The sequence below is a fragment of the Deltaproteobacteria bacterium genome (genome assembly GCA_016874775.1).
In the GTDB taxonomy this organism is placed as follows: domain Bacteria; phylum Desulfobacterota; class Binatia; order Bin18; family Bin18; genus VGTJ01.
On the sequence record VGTJ01000129.1, the window covers coordinates 1 to 19,037 of the forward strand.

Here is a 19,037-nt window from a genome sequence, read left to right on the forward strand (position 1 = left end):
GTAACCGTATAGAGGCCCCAGCGGGGCCTTCCTAAGAGTTACCGCCCCCAGCGGGGGCTTCGGAATGTGCTCGGCCCCTTCGGAGGGGCCTTCTTAATACCACGGCCTCTGGCCGTGGTAGCTTATTAGGGGAAGGCAATCCTACGGGAGGATGAGCATATGAGGGTTCTCGTAGTTGAAGACGAACGCTCGCTGTTAAGCGCGCTCCAGGGGGCGCTGCAAGCAGAAGGGATTGATGTTGATACTGCAGCCGATGGCGAAGAAGGGTTGTTTAAGGCGATGGAAGGAAGCTATGACGTCGTGGTGCTCGACCTTATGTTGCCAGGGCGCAATGGCGACGAGATTTGTGCCGCACTGCGAAAAAAAGAGGTGTGGGTACCGATTCTTATTCTTACGGCCTATCAAGGCGAGCAGTTTGAGGCACGCGCGCTGAATGTCGGGGCAGATGATTTTCTGGTGAAGCCATTTTCTTCGCTTGTGCTTATTGCCCGTTTACATGCGCTCGTGCGTCGCGCGAACGGTACGCGCGCCATGAGCCTCAGGGTCGGAGATCTCGAGATCGACCCGGCACGGCACGTGTGCTTGCGAGCGGGGACTGTTATCTCTCTTACTGGACGAGAATTCTCACTACTAGAGATGTTGATGCGCCGGGCCGGAGAAGTCTTACCGAAACAACGAATCGTTGATCATGTGTGGGGATTCGACTTTGATGGCGACTGGAACGTGGTTGAGGTCTACATTCGGTATTTGCGTCGCAAGATCGACCTGCCGTTTGGACGTCAATCTATTCAAACGATCCGGGGTGTCGGATACCGGCTGCTCCGCGAGGCATGTGAGTTGAATTAACCGACCGACTCGAGGGGGCACGAATGAAAGAGTTACCGCGATGGACCCACCGTCTTTCTTCTTCACGGTGTGGGTGGAAGCCAAGCCGTAACCCCTCGGAGATTGCCGTTGCGCAGCACAGAACGCGCCGCGCCCGGTCGCCGCAACCTCAACGTCATACGGCCACCACTCCTGGCCGTAGACTGCCCTCCAAGATCCTCATTGTTTTGAACCGCGATGGTACCACACGGTACCAGAGCCCGGCCGCCACGCGCTTGCTGGGGTATACAGTGGCGGAAACCACTGGGCAAAGCGGCTTCACCTTCGTGCACCCAGATGATTTGCCGCAGGTAATGAGCGGCTTCTCTCAATTGCTCCACACGCCAGAAGGAAAAATATTTCTAGAAGTGAGGGTGCGACACCACAATGGCTCGTGGCGGCGGCTGATGGTGGTTGCCGTCAATCGACTCCACGATCCGACCGTAGAAGGGATTGTTGTCTCATGTCGCGATCGGGGAGAGGCACGGCATGAAGCTGGGCAAGCCCGGCGGGTGCGCGACACACGGGCGCAACCAAAGCGAGACCTGGCGCGGTCTCGCCCCCGCTCTCATTTTGCCCGCCTCGTACAGACCCAGCGCCAGTTTCTTACCAATGCAGCGCATGAACTCAGTAATCCGCTTGCTGCCCTACGGATGCAACTCGAGGTTGCACGAAAACATCCCGAACGGACACAGTGGCTGACATTCGCGAGGCAATTGCTACAGGAAGTGGATCAACTCCAACACCTTGTCGATGATATTTTTGCGCTGGCAACTATCGATGAACGCTCAGCGACTTCCTACTGTGAGCCTCGGGCTTTGATAGATCTTAAGGACGTACTCCTGAGCGAGGTTGCTCGCCTTCAGGATCGACGAGTACACCTCACGAAAACTGTAGACACCCATATCGAAGGGAACGCACGGACCCTACAACGGGCGATACGGAATCTGCTTGAGAATGCCATCCGGTATGCGCGCAGGAGAATTGATATCGAGCTCTCTCTCTCGTCCCGGTATCTACAACTCGTCATAGAAGACGACGGCCCCGGTATTCCTGCCGTTGAGCGCCAGCAAGTCTTCGAACGATTCGTGCATAGATCAGTCTCCCCGCACGCAAGCGCCGGCAAGGCTGGTCTCGGGCTCGCCATTGCGCAAGCGATTGTCTTTGGCCATGGTGGAAATATCATCATTGGAGACTCACGCAGTGGCGGTGCCCGGTTCGAGGTGACCTTGCCATTGGCAGATCGAGAGCACGGAGAGTGATGCGCATCTGCATCACAAAGAATTCAGAAACGTTATCACGTGTCGTTGTTGCGTTGGGTTGAGCGCGGAAAAGTTATTGCTGATACTCGCCGCTTGTCCTTGGTGACGCCCTATCGCCTCTTGATATGTCAGCGATGCCCCGTCATGCATCAATCGGTTGCGGGTGCGGAGTCCCCACAGCGGAGCGGTACGCACCCTATTGCGAGTTGCGGGGCCACCGTTTTGCACGATGCCATCGCCGGTACCAATGTCATGTAAGAGAAAATCACTGAATGGATGAATTGTTTTGTTCCCTAATGCCGGTGGGACAACGAACGTTCCACCGTTAACCCGGGTGCCTGGCGGTGCTGTGGTGATCGTACGCACGTGGCAGATGGCACAGCCAATGTGGTCGAACAACTGTGATCCAACTTGGGCTTCTGGTGTCACAGCAAGTGCTTCATCGCGCGGCGGCGCCTTCGTAGCGCGCATAAACCGGGCAAAAGCTTGCACATCTTCTCCATTGTCTTCGGGGTCTGGCACGCGATCGAACGCGCGACCGAGGCCCCATTGGAGCTGTTCTCTGTCGGCTGTAGCGGGCTGGTGATCCCCATTTCGTTGAGGTAGGCGTCGGCGGCAAACGACAGCAGACTTGCATGCTGATTCTTCCAGCCGAAGCGCCCAACGCGTAAGGTGCCATTGGCTTCCAACAATGGGACGCCAATAACTTGTCCGCGTATCGCCGGTGGTTGACTGTTAGCAATGGCGGTGAAGGTTTGGTTGGGAACGCACTCAACGAACCCGTCGCCCAGGGTGCTCAACGCCATGCGTAAGGTGCGGACATTGGTGTTCCGTTGTAACCGCTCCTGAATTGACGCGTCGATCGCGCGAGCATGGATAAGTGAACCTCCAGGATGTTCGTTGAAAATCGATCCATTAAAGAACCCGGCACGTAACTCGCTGATCTGTGTTGCACCGCCAGAGGTGGGATTTTGATGACACTCGCCGCAGGACTGGGCATTGTAGACGGGCCCCAGACCATCGACGATTTGCTCTTGCTCGTTGAACAACGTGCGATCGTTCTGAAACTCTTCTGGTGTGGTGAGCCCATTTGATTGATCGTCGAACCCTGTGGGCGCTTCTTGTACGTTTTGCGCGAACACGATGTGAGGAAATCCCGACCATTCGATAAACATGGTTGCGGACAAGAGAAGGGTGGAAACCGCTCTAACCTTGAGAGTGAGACAATGCATGCGTGGACCTCCCTGTAAGTGATATGGTACTGACAGGAAGTGTGTACATCATCTTGCTGAACCTTGCCTGAGAGGACCTGAGAACGCTCTCAGTAAGGCTCACGTGCTGTCCTACTGGAGACGAACCACGACGATACAGGGCAGAGGATTGCTTAAAAGCACCGATGTGACCACAACAGGACTCTTTCTGGAGATGCGATCTCTCCATTGGGAAGGGTTTCTTCCTTTACATAGAAGATCTCAAAGGTTGCGAGTGTCAGGGCGCCAGCATGCCGTGCGTTCCAATCCCGACACAGATACTGCCCGAAGTAGAGGCGGTGGTGGGAGTGTTCTTGTTCCCAGACGTTACGCAGATATTTGCGCCAGCGTTGATTGCGATAGGTTGCCGCCACATGCACCGGCTTCTCCCAAGCTATCGGACCACCGTCGGTCATGAGATTCATGACCGAGCCATCACGTAAACGTGCGGGGATGACATACCAGCCATCGTCACTTGCCGGTTTCGGGGCGAACATGCCCCACATCTGGTCAATTCGTAGCGTATGACCGAACCAGTTGTAGCCGACCGGAAAAACCGTGCTGTATCTGGCGAAGTCTACAGTTCGTAAGTTCCAGCAGAAGATGTAGACCAAGCACAGTACGCAGAACAGCGTACTGACTGTGGGCCGCCACAATGGAGGGTGAGCGGCTGCGGCGACTCTGAGATAGCGAGTTTTTCCGAGCCATCCTTCGAGCCGATGCTGGAGAGTAAATTTTCGTGACACGCTGAGATCAGTCGGGATCGTAAGGGAATTCCAGAACCAACTCGGTAACAGCGCCAGCCATGCCGCGCCGACGATAAACGGAAAGATGCCGAGGTCGAGACAGAGCGCAAAACCAATATGGAGGCCAAGAAACATACAGACAGCGAAGAAACGGAGTGGTACATGGAAAATCGGCAGGAAGAGCAGACAGGGGCCTATCGCTTCAATGATTAGCGTGGCGAAGGAGAGCAATGGAAGCACGGTAGGAAACTGCCGCAACCACAGTCCAAAAGGTGTAGCAAAACTATCCAGATTGAGGGCGTAATAGACGGCTGACCCCTCAGTGCGCCACACCGGATCATGTTTCAACGCGACGGTAAACCAGTAGACGAAGCATATTTGTAAAATCAACGCGATGGTGCCGATAGAACGCACGCGTTCCGGAAACGCACGGACAGGGGGTGTCAGCACTCCATCGAGCGAGTAGGTTGCCCCGAGCGGAAGAAACATTGCCCAGAACAGCAGCAACCGCAGTAAGACATCTCCGGCATCGAGGACCATCGGGTTGCGATTGTGGAGTGAGACGAGTAACAGCCACGACAATATCGTCATCAACCGGGTTCGATAGCCAAGCAGAAGCCCTGCAGCACAGCAGGCAGCGATGAAGAAAAGTCCGATCTGGCTCAGTGTCCCTCCTCCCAGAAAATGCAATGACAAAAGACCTTGTGTCGCGTATTCAGTGATGGCGATGGGGCGAGGAAGAAGACCGAAGTCAGTGTAATGAGCCGCCAAATCGAAGGCTCGCAAATAAAGGTCCATCAGGATGACGAGCGCGACACTGATACGAAAGAGCGCAAGTGAGCGGACATCCAGAGCAAAAATCTCCTCACCGGTCCACACACGTTTCCTTGGGTCTGGGGCAAAACGTTCCTGACCCGGTTGTGGCTCAGGCAATGAAAGATCAGGGGAGAAAGCCATGCGGTTACGCTGACGAAATAGGTTGAGTGTGAAAGTAATGAATCGGTGCGATGCGTGTCTACCGAGTGTTGTGACGAGTTTCATAAGAACCTCGATGATCATGAAGAAAAACGGAGAAAAAGGAAGAATGGGAAGAATGGCCACCGGCCTTTGTCCGTGCTTCGCGCGCTCTGTCCGTTCAGCCATTTCTCCCACTTTCACGGTCGGAACTGCGCTGAGGTTAGCGAGAGCGAGGGAGTATTCTCAATCCCCTCAAATTCTCAGGCGTCGTGCCACTCGTAGTACTTCCGGTCGTTCCTCCAGAGGTCGTGCCGCTCGTTGTACCGCCGGTGGTCGTTCCACTTGTGGTGCCGCCGGTGGTGCCACCGGTCGTTGTCCCACTGGTCGTGCCGCCGGTGGTGTCACCAGAGGTCGTGCCGCTCGTTGTACCGCCGGTAGTCGTTCCACTGGTCGTGCCGCCGGTGGTGCCACCGGTGGTCGTGCCGCCGGTGGTCGTTCCACTTGTGGTGCCGCCGGTAGTCGTTCCACTTGTCGTGCCACTGGTGGTCCCACCAGTCGTAGTATCACCCGTAGTGCCACCGCTCGTCATGCCGCCGGTGGTGGTGCCACTCGTCGTTCCAGTTGTGGTGCCACCGGTGGTGCCACTGGTCGTGCCACTCGTGGTCCCGCCAGTCGTCGTACCAGAAGTTGTGCCACTGGTCGTGCCGCTCGTGGTGTCGCCACTGGTCCCGCCAGTAGTTGTCCCGCTAGTTGTTCCGCTGGTGGTGCCAGAGGTGGTCCCACCAGTGGTCGTCCCACCGGTCGTCCCACCAGGACCGCCACTCGTAGTGCCACCGGTTGTCCCGCCAGGACCACCGGTCGTTGTGCCGCTGGTCGTGCCTGAAGTCGTGCCACCGGTCGTTGTCCCACTCGTGGTCCCGCTGGTCGTACCGCCAGTAGTTGTCCCACTGGTTGTTCCGCCTGTGGTGCCGCTGGTGGTCCCGCTGGTCGTGCCCCCGGTCGTGGTACCCGAGGTCGTCCCACCAGTGGTTGTCCCACTGGTTGTTCCGCCAGTGGTGCCACCGGTCGTGCCGCTGGTTGTGGTGCCACTGGTCGTTCCGCCTCCGTTAGTATCGTCGTCTTTCGTTCCAGTACGTGCTCCTCTGAGGCGCCCTTCAACTTCCATTATGGGTAGTCCTGAGCCGTTGCTGCGGCGAGCGATTGTGAGTTCACCCAACACATTACGGAAGTCGTCGGTTCCACCAATAACCGCGAGCTTCTCTTCTTGTGAGGTTGTCGAGGTGCCACCCGTAAGCTCACTGAGTTGTAGTATACCTTCCGCAATGAATGTGCCACGCTCATTGATGTTATAGACCTGTTGAACGATTGCTTGCCCATCGGTACCGATCCAGCCGGTCATGTGAAACGTACCGATGGCATTCTGAGGACTGCCAGTGGTACCACCGGTGGGAGCCTGCCCTTCTTCGAAAAGCTGACCATCAATGCGGAAGGGGCCACGAATCGGCGCAGTGCCTATCCCTGATCCATTGGGTGAGTCTAAGGTCGACCGATCAAGAACAACTTCCAATGTTGGACGGTTACGACTCATGCTGCCGGTATCATCATCAGCGGCATGGCTGATGGCAGAAGGAAAAACGACAAGAGTCCCAAGAACCAGCGGGAGTGGGAAGCTGGCTATCAACGCGACGAAGAGAAAACGGTGCAGTCGCTTGATGTTTTGCATAATACACACTCCTTTCAGGAATGGAGTCGCCAAATGTCAGTCTTCGAGGGAGATGACCCCAGGCTCGTTGATGGTTGATCTCATGGAGAGGGTGGGTGCAGATGTTCTCTGCAGTGACATGGAGAGTATTGCTCATGTCGGTGAGTGGAGGGCCACGGCAGAGGTTGGGAAAGTGTGTCTGTCGAACCATACAGTGCGCGGTGACAACTGTTCAGGGGCCGTGCCGCTCTCATCTGCGATTGAGAGCAGATGAAAAAGTGAGAGCGACGATCGGTAGTCACAGTCGTAGGAAAAGATTTTTGTTCTGCCTTATGGAGCAAGGGCGGTGCCACAAGGGAATGGCGCACGGGCAAACGTACGATCGTCCGTTGCCGGCAAATAGTGGTGTGTGATTACTGTGTTACGAACCTGAGAGGATTCTCAGGGAAAATGATGAAGGGGCAGGATGCCGCAACGGCTCCTCTCGCGTGGCAGGGTGCTACGTACCGCCATTCTCACTACGGAGGAGCCATTCACTGTCGGTGATTTAGGTATTGTGTTTTTGCTACTGTATGAGATTGCCGTGGTCGTCGAGCTTTAAGCCGGTGGCTCTCGCTTGGTCGAGGACCTTTGGCGTCCAACTGACGTGTCCTGCATCCGTGCCGCCGAGAATTGCCATCAACAGCCCCGACTCTTTGCCAGCGTTGCGAAATCCACGCATCACTCCTGGCGGGACAGAGACAGTGTCCCATTGCTGAAGAATAATTTCTTGTTCACCATCGTCGCCCCAATAGATCGCCCACTCGCCCGAGAGTGCGACGAACACCTCAACCGTTGTGTGCGCATGCAGTGCCGCGCCCTTGCCTGGTTCAGCGCGTATGTACGTGAGATTGAAATCACGCGCATCGGTGATCGCGGGATTGAGGGTGGTATCTTCTGTCACGCCACGGCCAATGACATTGAAAATCTCGCGTTCATGGCCGGGAATCTTGCTATCGATAAACGCTCTACTGCTTGAACGTAGTTCAGTAAATCGGGCCGTTCGTTTGAGCATGTCGGCTTTTGCGACATGGATGGTTTTCATAACGCTTCCTCCTTTTTTGTTTCAGGTTTTTCGTTTTCAACCCTTGGGACTAGGGGCGTGAGACTTGGGGCTTGTGGAGAGAGAAGGCAGCTTCATAAGGGTAGGTTTTTATCCAAGCCTCAATTGGCGCGGATTTCCCCTCGTGAGGAGCCGCGTGTTCGTCATGCCCGCGCAGGCGGGCATCCAGGAGCTTCACCCCTGAACGATTGCGTATTCTCCCTGGATTCCCGCATTCGCGGGCATGACGTCTCGTCTTTTCTCAGCGTAAAAGCCTACCCCCAAAAGGAGAAGGCAGCCCCAGCCTCTAGCCCACAGTTCCATCTTTATTCTCCTGACTACTGCATGCTGCCTCCTGACTCCTTCTCCTACGGTGCACACGCACGAATGGCGTCCATCACTTTCTGTTTTCCATCTGTTCCGCCACCGACAGGAAAGATGATCGGGAGTTTGATGCCTGACTGGCGGTACGTTTCCACGCGTTCGCGACACTCGCGCGCCGTGCCAGCGATTCCCAACGCTTGGACCATTGCGTCAGGTACGAGCTTCGCCGCACCTTCGCGATCGCCTTTTTGCCAGGTTGCACGAATGGCTTCCGCTTCTTTGGCGAACCCACTTTCGGCCATCAGGCGATTGTAACGCGGGAAAAACCCGGCATAGAACGCGGCAGCCGGACGTAGGCGATCAATCGCCTCTTTCCGGTTGTCTGACACACTGCATGACAACAAGGAAACGATGTCGATATCTTCCAGTTTCCGTCCGGCTCGACGTGCCCCGGTGGCAACATGTTCCATTGCCTTGTTGCCGGAGTCCGTTGTGCTCCAGACCATCATCGCACCTTGGGCAAGTTCACCACAGATTTCCAACATGCGTGGGAACACTGCGGAGATATAGATGGGAATGTCACGGCGTATGGGAGTGAACCACAAATCGAAATTCTTGATCTCTATCGTCTCCCCTTTATGCGACACGACTCCGTCGCGCAGTAACGTGCGAATGATCGAGACGGTCTCTCGTATACGTTGCTCGGGTTTCGCATAAGCAATGCCGTGTTCGGGTTCGACCTGCACCTTGTGGCTGGAACCGAGACCCAGAATCATGCGTTGATTAGAGAAGTAATCGACACTGGCAGCCGCCATCGCGATGGTCGGTGCGCTGCGGACAAAGATGCTCGTGATGCTGGTGCCGAGCAAGATGCGTTTCGTTTGCACGGCGCATGCCGTGAGAATGGAAAACTGATCACCGCCATGACCTTCGGCAACCCAGGCGGATTCGTAACCGAGGTCGTCCGCCAGTTTGACACACTCGACGATCTCAGCGGGCGATAAGCCTCCTGCAAATGCGACTCCTATTCGTGCCATCGGGCTCTCCCCTCTATTGCAAGTTCGTGAATCACAGGCATTCTTCTCACAACGATGCCATCAGTCAACCAGCTCTCATGACTTTCGACGAACTCCTGACGCAGATCCTTGATCTTCTGCAACGCCAAGGGCGTGTATCGTATGGTGCACTCCGACGACGCTTTGCGTTGGATAACGACTATCTGGAGGACATCAAAACTGAGCTCATCGATGCTCAACAGGTTGCCGTGGATGAAGGTGGAAAAGTGCTGGTGTGGAGGGGGCGACAGGAAGCGGAAAGTGCAGAGTTTAGAGTCCAGAGTCCAGAGTCAAAATACGTCCAAAGTCCAAGGTCTGAAGTCCAAAGTTCAGCGTTGCAAATTCCAGGCGTGGTTTCTTCTCCCTTTGACCTTCGATCTCCGCTGCCTACTCCCGGTTTGTCGGAGCCTGAAGCGAGGAGCCTAGACGCTGGACGGAGTGTCGCCGAGAGGCGACAACTCACAGTGATGTTCTGTGAACTAGGGAGAGCTGTTTCCTCTGAGGAACGTGCCGATCCTGAAGACTGGCGCTAGGCATTGCTTGTCGCGCAACGCGTCTGTGAGGAAATTGTTGGCCGCTACGAAGGGTATCTTGCCCAGTCTCTTGGTGATGGGTTGATTATCTATTGGGGGTACCCACAAGCGCATGAAGATGACGCTCGTCGAGCAGTGCAAGCTGGCTTGGATATTGTCCACGCCATTCAACGGGTAGATTACTGGCCCATCGCCGATGTTCCGTCAGTACACGTCCGAGTTGGCATTCATACTGGTCCAGTCATTGTTGATACTCGCGGAGAGCAGGGCGTACCGGAGCCAATCGCGCTGGGACCGACGCCGCAGGTCGCGATTCATCTGCTCAGTGTTGCGGAGCCGAATACCGTGATGGTGGCAGCGTCCACGGCGCGTTTAGTTGAAGGATACTTCGTGTGCCGCCTTCTCGGGACGCAGACATTTCGGGGGCAGTCAGAGCCAGCGGAAATCTATCAGTTACTGAGTGAGAGTGGGGCGCGCTACCGACTCGAAGCGACGACATCGGCAGGTCTCACCCCGTTTATTGGTAGAGAAGAAGAAAGCAACCTGCTCCTAAAACGCTGGGAAGAAGTGCAAGAGGGGCGTGGACAAGTGGTGCTGTTGAGTGGAGAAGCAGGGATTGGCAAATCGCGACTCCTTCAAGAACTGAGAGAACAGCTCCGAGAACAGAGTATTTGCGTAGAAACTCGCTGTTCACCGTATCATCAGCAAAGCGCGTTCTATCCAGTGATCGATTATATCCAACGTTCGTTGCAATTTGGACGAGACGAAACGAGCGAAGCAAAGCGACAGAAACTCGAACGCGTGATGGCTCGGGCGCATTTGGAAGATGGGGTCTCGGTATTTGCCAACCTGCTGTCGCTTCCCCTTCCTACCGATGCGTACCCCACGCTTACACCACAGCGACAGCGAGAAAAGTTGTTGCAAGTGATTGTCTCGTGGTTTTTGTCGTTGGCGCGACACAATCCCGTGCTAACCGTGTGGGAAGACCTGCATTGGGCTGATCCGTCGACGCTCGAACTGCTACAACTACTACTCGAACAATTGCCGACAGTTCCCATCTTAGCCGTCTTGACGTTTCGCCCGGAATTCACCCATCCCTGGACTCCTCGCTCCCATGTGACGTCACTGATGTTAGGACGACTCGGTGTACGCAATGCTGAAGAGATGGTCGAGCAGGTCATCAAGGGGAAGACGTTGCCGCACGAAGTCAAAGAACAGATTGTGCACCGAGCCGATGGCATCCCGTTGTTTGTCGAAGAACTCACCAAGGCAGTGCTGGAATCTGGGTTAATGAAAGAACGAGAAGGAGCCTATCACTTACTCGGGCCGCTCCCACCTTTGGCGATTCCGACAACCTTGCACGATTCGCTGCTTGCCCGTCTTGATCGGCTTGCGTCGGTGCGGGATGTTGCACAAGTTGCCGCTGTCTTAGGGCGAGAATTTGCGCCTGAAGTTCTGCACGCCGTGGTCGGTGGGGATGAGGGCGCACTCCACCTGGCGCTAGAAAAGCTGGTCGCAGCGGAAGTGCTGTATCGCCGCGGGGTCGCGCCACGCATGCGTTATGTATTCAAGCATGCACTCATTCAAGATGCGGCCTATCAATCGTTGCTGATTGGCAAACGACAGCAATATCATCAACTCATTGCCCGGACTCTTGAGACACGATTTCCCGAGGCGAAAGAAGCGCAACTCGAAGTCATCGCCCGTCATTATACAGAAGCTGGAGATGCCGCATTCGCGATTCCAGCCTGGCAAAGGGCTGGGCAGAACGCGATTGCGCAATCTGCCTTTGTTGAGGCGGTCGAACATTTACAGAAAGGGTTGACGGTCCTCACCACGCTTCCACAGAGTTCCGCTCGCTACCAACAGGAACTGCACTTGTATGCGACGCTCGGTCCCGTACTGATGGCACTCAAAGGATATGCTGCGCCAGATGTGGAGAAAACCTATGCCCACGCGTTAGCGTTGTGTCGACGAGTCGGTCAAACCCCCCGGCTTTTTCAAGTGCTCTCGGGCCTTGAGATTTATTACTTCACACGTGGTGAACTGCAGACCGCACGCCAACTCGGAGATCAGTGTTTGTCGTTAGCGCAACAAGAGGGTAATCCGGCACGTTTGCTCCAAACCCAAGTCGTACTCGCAAACATCCTTTTTTATCAAGGCGAATTTGTGTTGGTCGAAGAGTATTTGCGAAAAAGTATGGCAACCTATAACGCCACTTCTCCACAAGGAGTCGGGCGTACGTTGCAAGATCCTGGTGTGAATAGCTTGTCCTACCTGTCTTGGACCTTGTGGTGTCGTGGGTATCCCGAGCAAGCGAAGCAGAAAGGGAGAGAAGCGTTGACATTGGCTGAGCAATTAGGATGGCCGCTCAGTCAGTCGATGGCCATCATCTTTGCGTGTGGACTAGGGAAACTGCGTCGCGAGGAGCAAACTGCTTTGCACTACGCTGAACAGGCAGTGGTGCTAGCTACCGAGCAGGGATTTCCGCTTTGGACTGCCTACGGGAAAATCGTTCGCGGATGGGCATTGGGACAACACGGAAACTACGACGAAGGACTAGCCCAAATTCGGCACGGCCTGGCAAAGATACGAGAGATGGGCGCGAACTTAGTACAGTCGTGGTTTTTGCTGATGTTGGCTGAGACATGTGCAAAGGTTGGGCAGCTGAATGAAGGACTCTCTCTGATTAGCGAAGCGCTTGAGATTACGCAAAAGAAAGGAGAGGTCGCGTTCGTGGCGGAGTTGTATCGCGTCAGAGGTGAGCTGATGCTCGCAGGGGCGAGGAGCTTGAGCCTAGAGAACCGTTCCTCCCCACAAGCCCCCAGTCTCAAGCCCCTAGTCTCAGAGGAGGCGGTGAGGGAGGTGGAAAGATGCTTTCGCCAAGCAATCGCCATCGCACGTCAGCAACAGGCGAAATCATGGGAGCTGCGCGCGACCCTGAGCCTCTGTCGGATGCGACAACAACAATTTCAGGACGGCGCACCTCACAACTCCCATCCCCTTTTCCAGGCGCGACTCGATGAATCCCACCGCATGTTACGTGATGTCTATACCTGGTTCACTGAAGGATTTGAGACCCCAGACCTGCAGGAGGCAAAGGCGCTCCTCGATGAGTTGGGTCATTGAGTCATTGATTGATTTATTCAATGGTAAAGTGACCCAGTTATGACATTTGACGAATTGCTCACGCAAATTACTGAATTGCTCCAACGGCAAGGGCGAGTATCGTACGGCGCGCTGAAACGGCGATATTCGCTTGATGACGACTATCTCCAGGATGTGAAAGATGAGCTGATTGATGCACAACAGATCGCTGTGGATGAGGACGGGAAGATCTTAGTTTGGCTGGGACGACAGGGAAACGGCAAAGAAGACGGGCGAGCGGGCGAAGAGACTCCAGAGTTCGAAGGGGCCCACAGTCCAAGGTCTAAGGTCCAAAGTCAAGAAGCTCACTCTTCGATTCCCGATTCTCGGTTTTCTGACCCTGGACATCGGACTCTCGACTCTGGGCGGAATACCGCCGAAAGACGACAACTAACGGTGATGTTCTGCGATCTGGTGGGATCGACTGCTTGATCCTCTCAACTTGATCCGGAAGAGCTGCGCTTTGTGGTGCAGCTGTATCAAAGCGTATGTGCGAAAGTGATCGAGCGCTACGAAGGCCATATTGCCCAGTATCTTGGTGACGGCGTGCTCGTGTACTTTGGCTACCCCGCCGCGCATGAAGATGATGCGCGACGCGCTGTGTTGGCTGGGCTTGAGATTTTGCAAAGCCTGCGAACACAGAATGTTCGTCTTGCTGAAGCATCTCTACTCGCGAAGCGTCCGCTCCACGCACGGATTGGCATTCACACTGGACTTGTTGTGGTTGGAGAGGTTGGCGGCGGGCAGCGATATGAACAACTGGCCCTCGGGGAAACGCCAAATGTTGCAGCCCGGCTCCAAAGTCTGGCTGCGCCTGACACAATCGTCCTCAGTGCGATGACTCATCGTTTAGTTGAGGGCTACTTTGTCTGCGAATCCCTAGGCGAGCAAACCCTGAAAGGGTTTCCGCAAGCGCTCGATGCCTACCAGGTACTGAGCCAAAGTAGCGCTCGCCATCGCCTGGAGATTACCGCGCCTACGCGTCTGACGCCGGTTGTTGGGCGCGTGGAAGAAATCGAATTTCTCCTGAGAAGCTGGGAACACGCACAAGAAGGCCAGGGGCAGGTCGTCCTCCTGAACGGTGAAGCTGGCATCGGCAAGTCGCGGCTTATCCATCTCCTCAAGGAACGCATCGATCCGGTTACTGCTCTCCGGTTGGAAGCCCGATGTTCTTCGTATCATCATAAAAGTGCGCTGCATCCTATGATCGAGTTCTTGCATCGCAGTTTGTCATTGCAGCGTGAAGATCTGCCTGAGGTGCAACTGACAAAGCTGGAGCGCGCGCTCGCTCACTCGGGAATGGATTTGCCAAACACGGTACCGTTTTTTGCCACGCTGTTGTCGCTGCCGACTAGCCGCTTTCCTCTTCCTGACCTGACACCGCAGAAACAACGCGAACGAACCCAACAGGCCATGCTCACCTGGTTGCTGAAGAGTGCGGAACACAAACCCGTACTTTCGGTGTGGGAGGATATTCATTGGGCTGACCCCTCAACGGTCGAATGGCTTGGCCTTTTGCTTGAACATGTCGTTGCTACCCGAATACTGGTCGTACTGACGTTTCGTCCAGAGTTTGCGCCACCTTGGCCGATGCGTTCCCACTTGCGACCACTGACCTTGAGTCGTCTGACGAGCAAGGACAGTGAAGCGATGATCGAGAAAATCGTGCGTGGGAAGCAACTGCCGAACGAGGTGGTTGAACAGATCGTGATAAAAACGGACGGGGTGCCATTGTTTGTCGAAGAATCGACGAAAATGATACTGGAGTCTGGCCTGCTCCGAGAACAGGGAGATGGCTATGTATTGACGGGAACCTTACCTCCGTTGGCGATCCCTGCGACGATACACGACTCGCTCGTTGCGCGACTTGATCGCTTGGGTGCCGCGCGAGAGGTAGCACAGCTTGGCGCGGTGTGTGGCAGAGCGTTTTCGTACGAACTCATCAGAGCGATTTCCCCACTAGACGAATCGGATCTGCGTCAGGCGTTAGCGAAGCTGGTTCAGACTGAGGTCTTGTACCCCCGCGGGATCGGACAAGACTCACAGTATGTTTTCAAACATGCGCTGATTCAGGATGCGGCGTATCAGTCTTTGCTCAAGAGCAAGCGCCAGCAGCGTCACCAACAGATTGCGTATACGCTTGAAGCGCAATTCTCGGAAACGAAAGCGGCTGAACCTGAACTCCTCGCTTATCACTACACTGAGGCAGGTCTGAGCGCTCAAGCGATTCCTTACTGGCAAAAAGCGGGGCAAGCCGCCATCCAACGGTCAGCAAATGCTGAAGCGATTAGCCATCTGACACAGGCGCTGACGCTCCTGGCTGAACTTCCTGAGAACGAAGAACGAATCGAGACGGAACTTGCGCTCCAGACGATGATGGGCGTGGCACTCATGGCAACCAAGGGATATGCGGCGCCGGAGGTCGAGAGTACATACGCTCGTGCCCAGGAGTTGTGTCGGCGTATTGGCGAAACGCCGCAACTCTTTCAGGTATTGAGCGGACTATTCGCCTTTTATCTGGTCCGCGGAAAGTTACACACGGCTCGCACGCTTGCTGAACAGTGCCTGCGCCTGGCGGAAAGTGTCGGTGACCAGACACTGTTGCTTGATGCACACAGAATGTTAGGAAACGTGCTCCATTTTCTTGGTGAGTTACCCCATGCCCTCCATCACTCGGAGCAGGCGATCACACTGTATGACCAACGGCAGCATCACATGCTCGCCTATATGTCTGGACAGGATCCCGGTGTCGTTTCGCGTAGCTTTTCTGCGTGGACGTTATGGTTGCAAGGGTATTTTGATCGGGCACGTATGCGAAGCGAGGAAGCGATCGCTCTGGCACGGAAGGTCGGGCATTCGACGTCGCTTGTTCTTGCCCTCGATTTTGCCGCCAATCTTTATAATGGCTGTCGGGAATGGCCAGCCGCGCAAGCGTTGGCTGAAGAGGCGGTGGAGATCGCCAGCGAACAAGAGTTCTCGTTTTGGTGGGCATTAGGAACGTTTCATCTTGGTATCGCGCTGGCCAATCAAGGTCAGCTTCAGGAGGGGATTGCCCAAGTCCAACGGGCGATTGCGTCGTATAACGTCTCAGGCGCGGGCTTGGTCCAGTCGGGAAATCTCTCCATATTAGCGGTGCTGTATGGTGCGAGTGGGCAGATTGACGAAGGCTTGCGATTGATTGCTGAAGCCTTTGTTGCGAACGAGCAAAATGACGAACGTCATTGGACACCGCAGCTGCATATTACTAAAGGCGCGCTACTGTTGCAGTCGAAGCGCCACAATAAGGTTGCCGATGCCGAAACCCACTTTCTGCAGGCGATTGAGATTGCGCGCAAGCAAGGGGAAAAGCTGTTTGAACTTCGGGCGGTGGTTCCTTTGGCGCGACTGTGGCAGCAGCAAGGACGGCAACGCGAGGCTCACAACATGTTGTCGGATGTCTATAGTTGGTTTACCGAAGGGTTTGATCTGCCGGATATGAAGGACGCACGCGCACTGCTGGAGGCGTTGGAGAATGAAGAATGAAGAATGAAGAGTGAGGAGTTCAAAGTTGGAAAACAGCGTTGTTTTCCTGAGCTGTGTCTTCACTCTTCATTGCCAAAGCCTTACCCAAACGCCCCGCGCTTGCGCAGATCGCCGATCTCTCCGTTGGTGAATCCCCAGTCTTGCAATGCGGATTCGGTATCCGCACCATTCGCTGGCGGGCGACGACTGATCTCTGATGGCGTACGACTAAAGCGTGGCGCAGGGGCAGGTTGCAGTACGCCTTCATGCTCAACAAAGGTCCCGCGTGCTTTATTATGTGGATGTTGTGGTGCTTCGGTAAGATCTAACACGGGTGCCACGCAGCCATCTGTACCAGCAAACATCGCGACCCATGTATCGCGTGGTTGCGTACGGAAGATGGCTGCTAATCGTTCCTTATAGACTGGCCAGTTCTTGCGGCTGTTCGGTTCAGGGAAGTCGTTGGCGTTAAGTCCGAGTTTCTCAAAGAGGACTTTGAGAAATGGGTCCATCATGACGGCGACTGACACGAACTTGCCATCGCTACACTCGTAGACGCTGTAACGCCAATGGCCTCCATCGACGGTGTTTGCTGCTCTTTGATTTTGCCAGGCACCGCCAGCGAGTCCACCGTAGACGTATGCCATCAAGTTCGACGCGCCGTCGACAATGCTGGCATCGACCACCTGACCACGACCGGAGCGCTGTACTTCCCACAAGGCGGCGAGCATCCCCATTGCCAGAAAAATACCTCCACCGCCGAAATCTCCTGCGGCAATCAGCGGTGGAACCGGTTTTTCTACCGGACCGACAGCACTGAGAAGGCCGGTAAGAGAGATGTAGTTGATGTCGAAGCCGGCCTGTTTTGCCAGTGGCCCATCTTGGCCCCAGCCAGTCATGCGTCCGTAGACGAGTCGTGGGTTACGTTGCAAGCAAACGTCTGGCCCGATGCCGAGTCGCTCGGCAACACCAGGACGATACCCTTCGATCAATCCATCCGCGTGCTCAACGAGACGGAGTACGGCCTCGACGCCAGCCGGTTTGGCAAGATCAAGCTGTACCGCACGCCGATTCCGCCACAACGTCCGATACTGGTAATCTGGATAGCCGAGTTGGGGTTCTTGTGGGCGATCGATCCGGAGAATATCTGCGCCCATATCGGACAAGAGCATACCGGCAAATGGCCCAGGTCCAATGCAAAACAATTCAACGATACGTAATCCCTGTAACGGTCCCATGTCGTTCTCCTCCTTCGCATTCTTGTCGTTGTATGGTCTTAGCAAACTCTGGCGGCGATTGCGAAGGATGAGGTTGCACGGGTACGGGAGCACGTGGTATCAGTGTCGGCGACTTCCTCTTTTGAGTGAACGTTCAGACAGGAGACGGCAGTTTTCAGTAAGAGGGAAGGACTGCGGCTCCAGAAAAATACCACGGATTGGAAGGAGCAAGAGAAAACAATGGCACAAGAATGGAAAGAAGTAACCGCAAAAGTTGCTGGGGCCGAGTTAACCTGTATTCAAGGCGGCAGTGGGAAACCGTTGCTGGTCCTGCACGAAGAGATTGGTCATCCTGGGTGGTTACGTTGGCATAGCGAACTGGCCCGCTCACGCACAGTGATTATCCCGCAACATCCTGGCTTTGGCAAAACGCCACGCGTTGAGTGGGTTCGTAACACTCGCGATCTCGCCGGGTTTTATGCCCGAGTGATCCGCGAAATGAATTGGTCGCCTGTCGATGTGATTGGTTTTTCGATGGGTGGCTGGATCGCGGCAGAGATGGCGGCGTGTGATGCGAAGCAGTTCCGCAAACTGGTACTGGTCTCGCCAACCGGCATTCGTCCACCGCAGGGTGATATCGCGGATATGTTTGTGGTGACGGCCCGTGCCTATGTTGATGCCAGTGTGAACAGCATCGAGAGTACCCCTGAATTCGCCAAGCTCTACGGTGGCGAGCAAACCCCAGAGCAATTCGAAGCGTGGGAAGATGCGCGTGCAGAAACTGCTCGTGTTGCCTGGCAGCCGTATATGTTCAATCCCAGCCTGCCGAATCTCCTCGAAAATGTGGTGGGACTGCCAACCATGATCGTGTGGGGGAAGCAGGACAAAATCGTTCCCATCAGCACTTCGCACGTATTCAATGAATCGATCCCAGGGTCGGATTTGGTGTTACTCGACAATTGCGGACATCGCCCAGAGATCGAGCAGACGGCAACGTTTGTTGAGCGTGTGCAGCGCTTTTTGGCGTAGTGGCACTGCGCGACGTAAGCGTCTGACCGTCTCCATTTGTCATTCTGACGGGTGTCGCGACGAAGAATCTCTCAGTCCATCGTGCGTATCGCACGGAGAGGTTCTTCGTGGCGCTCTGAATGACACGGGTCGGAGGCTGTTTGTGTACAGTGTCCGAATGTTCTCGGACCTGATTGAGAAGCACGCAACCTCGCAAAAGGGAGGGGCGCAACCTGCTGCGTTCCTCCGCCCACTCTTCCTTCCTGTGCCATTTGTTCCCTAAACTTCCCTTCCTAAGGCATGGGCAAGAATTAAGTTACCGATTAAGAGCGAGGAAGAAGCGTATAGTTCCAATCGCCATGAAACTTACCGGGTTTGATATTGAGCGCT

The 19,037-nt window shown here is 55.2% G+C and carries 13 protein-coding genes and 1 pseudogene; 7 read left to right on the forward strand and 7 right to left on the reverse strand.

Features of this window, described 5'->3' with window-relative positions; translation table 11 throughout:
• Positions 1-159: 159 nt before the first annotated feature.
• Together FJ147_19725 and FJ147_19730 are read left to right on the forward strand one after the other, a co-directional pair.
• The gene (locus tag FJ147_19725) at positions 160-846 is read left to right on the forward strand and encodes a response regulator transcription factor (protein ID MBM4258109.1); all 687 of its coding nucleotides are present in this window, start codon (positions 160-162) and stop codon (positions 844-846) included.
• A 23-nt stretch (positions 847-869) separates the two neighbouring features.
• Complete coding sequence (locus tag FJ147_19730) at positions 870-2,126, forward strand: PAS domain-containing sensor histidine kinase (GenBank protein ID MBM4258110.1); 1,257 nt, start codon at positions 870-872, stop codon at positions 2,124-2,126.
• 12 nt (positions 2,127-2,138) lie between these two features.
• On the opposite strand, the gene FJ147_19735 is transcribed toward FJ147_19730, so the two are convergent.
• From FJ147_19735 to FJ147_19760, 6 genes and pseudogenes are all read right to left on the reverse strand, one after another.
• On the reverse strand, positions 2,139-2,618 hold the full coding sequence (locus FJ147_19735; protein MBM4258111.1) for a hypothetical protein: 480 nt from the start codon (positions 2,616-2,618) through the stop codon (positions 2,139-2,141).
• On the reverse strand, positions 2,552-3,358 hold the full coding sequence (locus FJ147_19740; protein ID MBM4258112.1) for a hypothetical protein: 807 nt from the start codon (positions 3,356-3,358) through the stop codon (positions 2,552-2,554). Before FJ147_19740 ends, FJ147_19735 begins: the two co-directional genes overlap by 67 nt.
• 152 nt (positions 3,359-3,510) lie before the next feature.
• On the reverse strand, positions 3,511-5,265 hold the full coding sequence (locus tag FJ147_19745; protein MBM4258113.1) for an HTTM domain-containing protein: 1,755 nt from the start codon (positions 5,263-5,265) through the stop codon (positions 3,511-3,513).
• Between the two features lie 97 nt (positions 5,266-5,362).
• A pseudogene (locus FJ147_19750) lies at positions 5,363-5,797 on the reverse strand (ATP-binding protein).
• A 1,549-nt stretch (positions 5,798-7,346) separates the two neighbouring features.
• A complete protein-coding gene (locus FJ147_19755; protein MBM4258114.1) occupies positions 7,347-7,865 on the reverse strand; it encodes a cupin domain-containing protein in 519 nt (172 codons plus the stop codon).
• A 365-nt stretch (positions 7,866-8,230) separates the two neighbouring features.
• On the reverse strand, positions 8,231-9,223 hold the full coding sequence (locus FJ147_19760; GenBank protein MBM4258115.1) for an LLM class flavin-dependent oxidoreductase: 993 nt from the start codon (positions 9,221-9,223) through the stop codon (positions 8,231-8,233).
• Positions 9,224-9,300: 77 nt separating this feature from the next.
• Between FJ147_19760 and FJ147_19765 the strand changes: the two genes are divergently transcribed.
• From FJ147_19765 to FJ147_19780, 4 genes are read left to right on the forward strand one after another with little or no spacing between them, the layout of a single operon-like run.
• Positions 9,301-9,774, forward strand: coding sequence for a hypothetical protein (locus FJ147_19765; GenBank protein MBM4258116.1), 474 nt, complete (start codon positions 9,301-9,303; stop codon positions 9,772-9,774).
• Positions 9,775-9,777: 3 nt separating this feature from the next.
• Complete coding sequence (locus FJ147_19770) at positions 9,778-12,903, forward strand: hypothetical protein (GenBank protein ID MBM4258117.1); 3,126 nt, start codon at positions 9,778-9,780, stop codon at positions 12,901-12,903.
• Between the two features lie 39 nt (positions 12,904-12,942).
• The gene (locus tag FJ147_19775; GenBank protein MBM4258118.1) at positions 12,943-13,353 is read left to right on the forward strand and encodes a hypothetical protein; all 411 of its coding nucleotides are present in this window, start codon (positions 12,943-12,945) and stop codon (positions 13,351-13,353) included.
• A 33-nt stretch (positions 13,354-13,386) separates the two neighbouring features.
• The gene (locus tag FJ147_19780) at positions 13,387-16,443 is read left to right on the forward strand and encodes a tetratricopeptide repeat protein (GenBank protein ID MBM4258119.1); all 3,057 of its coding nucleotides are present in this window, start codon (positions 13,387-13,389) and stop codon (positions 16,441-16,443) included.
• Between the two features lie 80 nt (positions 16,444-16,523).
• On the opposite strand, the gene FJ147_19785 is transcribed toward FJ147_19780, so the two are convergent.
• Positions 16,524-17,660, reverse strand: coding sequence for a CoA transferase (locus tag FJ147_19785; GenBank protein ID MBM4258120.1), 1,137 nt, complete (start codon positions 17,658-17,660; stop codon positions 16,524-16,526).
• Positions 17,661-17,879: 219 nt separating this feature from the next.
• Here FJ147_19785 and FJ147_19790 point away from each other — a divergent pair, with 219 nt between their 5' ends.
• Positions 17,880-18,668, forward strand: a complete 789-nt coding sequence (locus FJ147_19790) for an alpha/beta hydrolase (GenBank protein ID MBM4258121.1) — start codon at positions 17,880-17,882, stop codon at positions 18,666-18,668.
• The last annotated feature ends 369 nt before the right edge of the window (positions 18,669-19,037 follow it).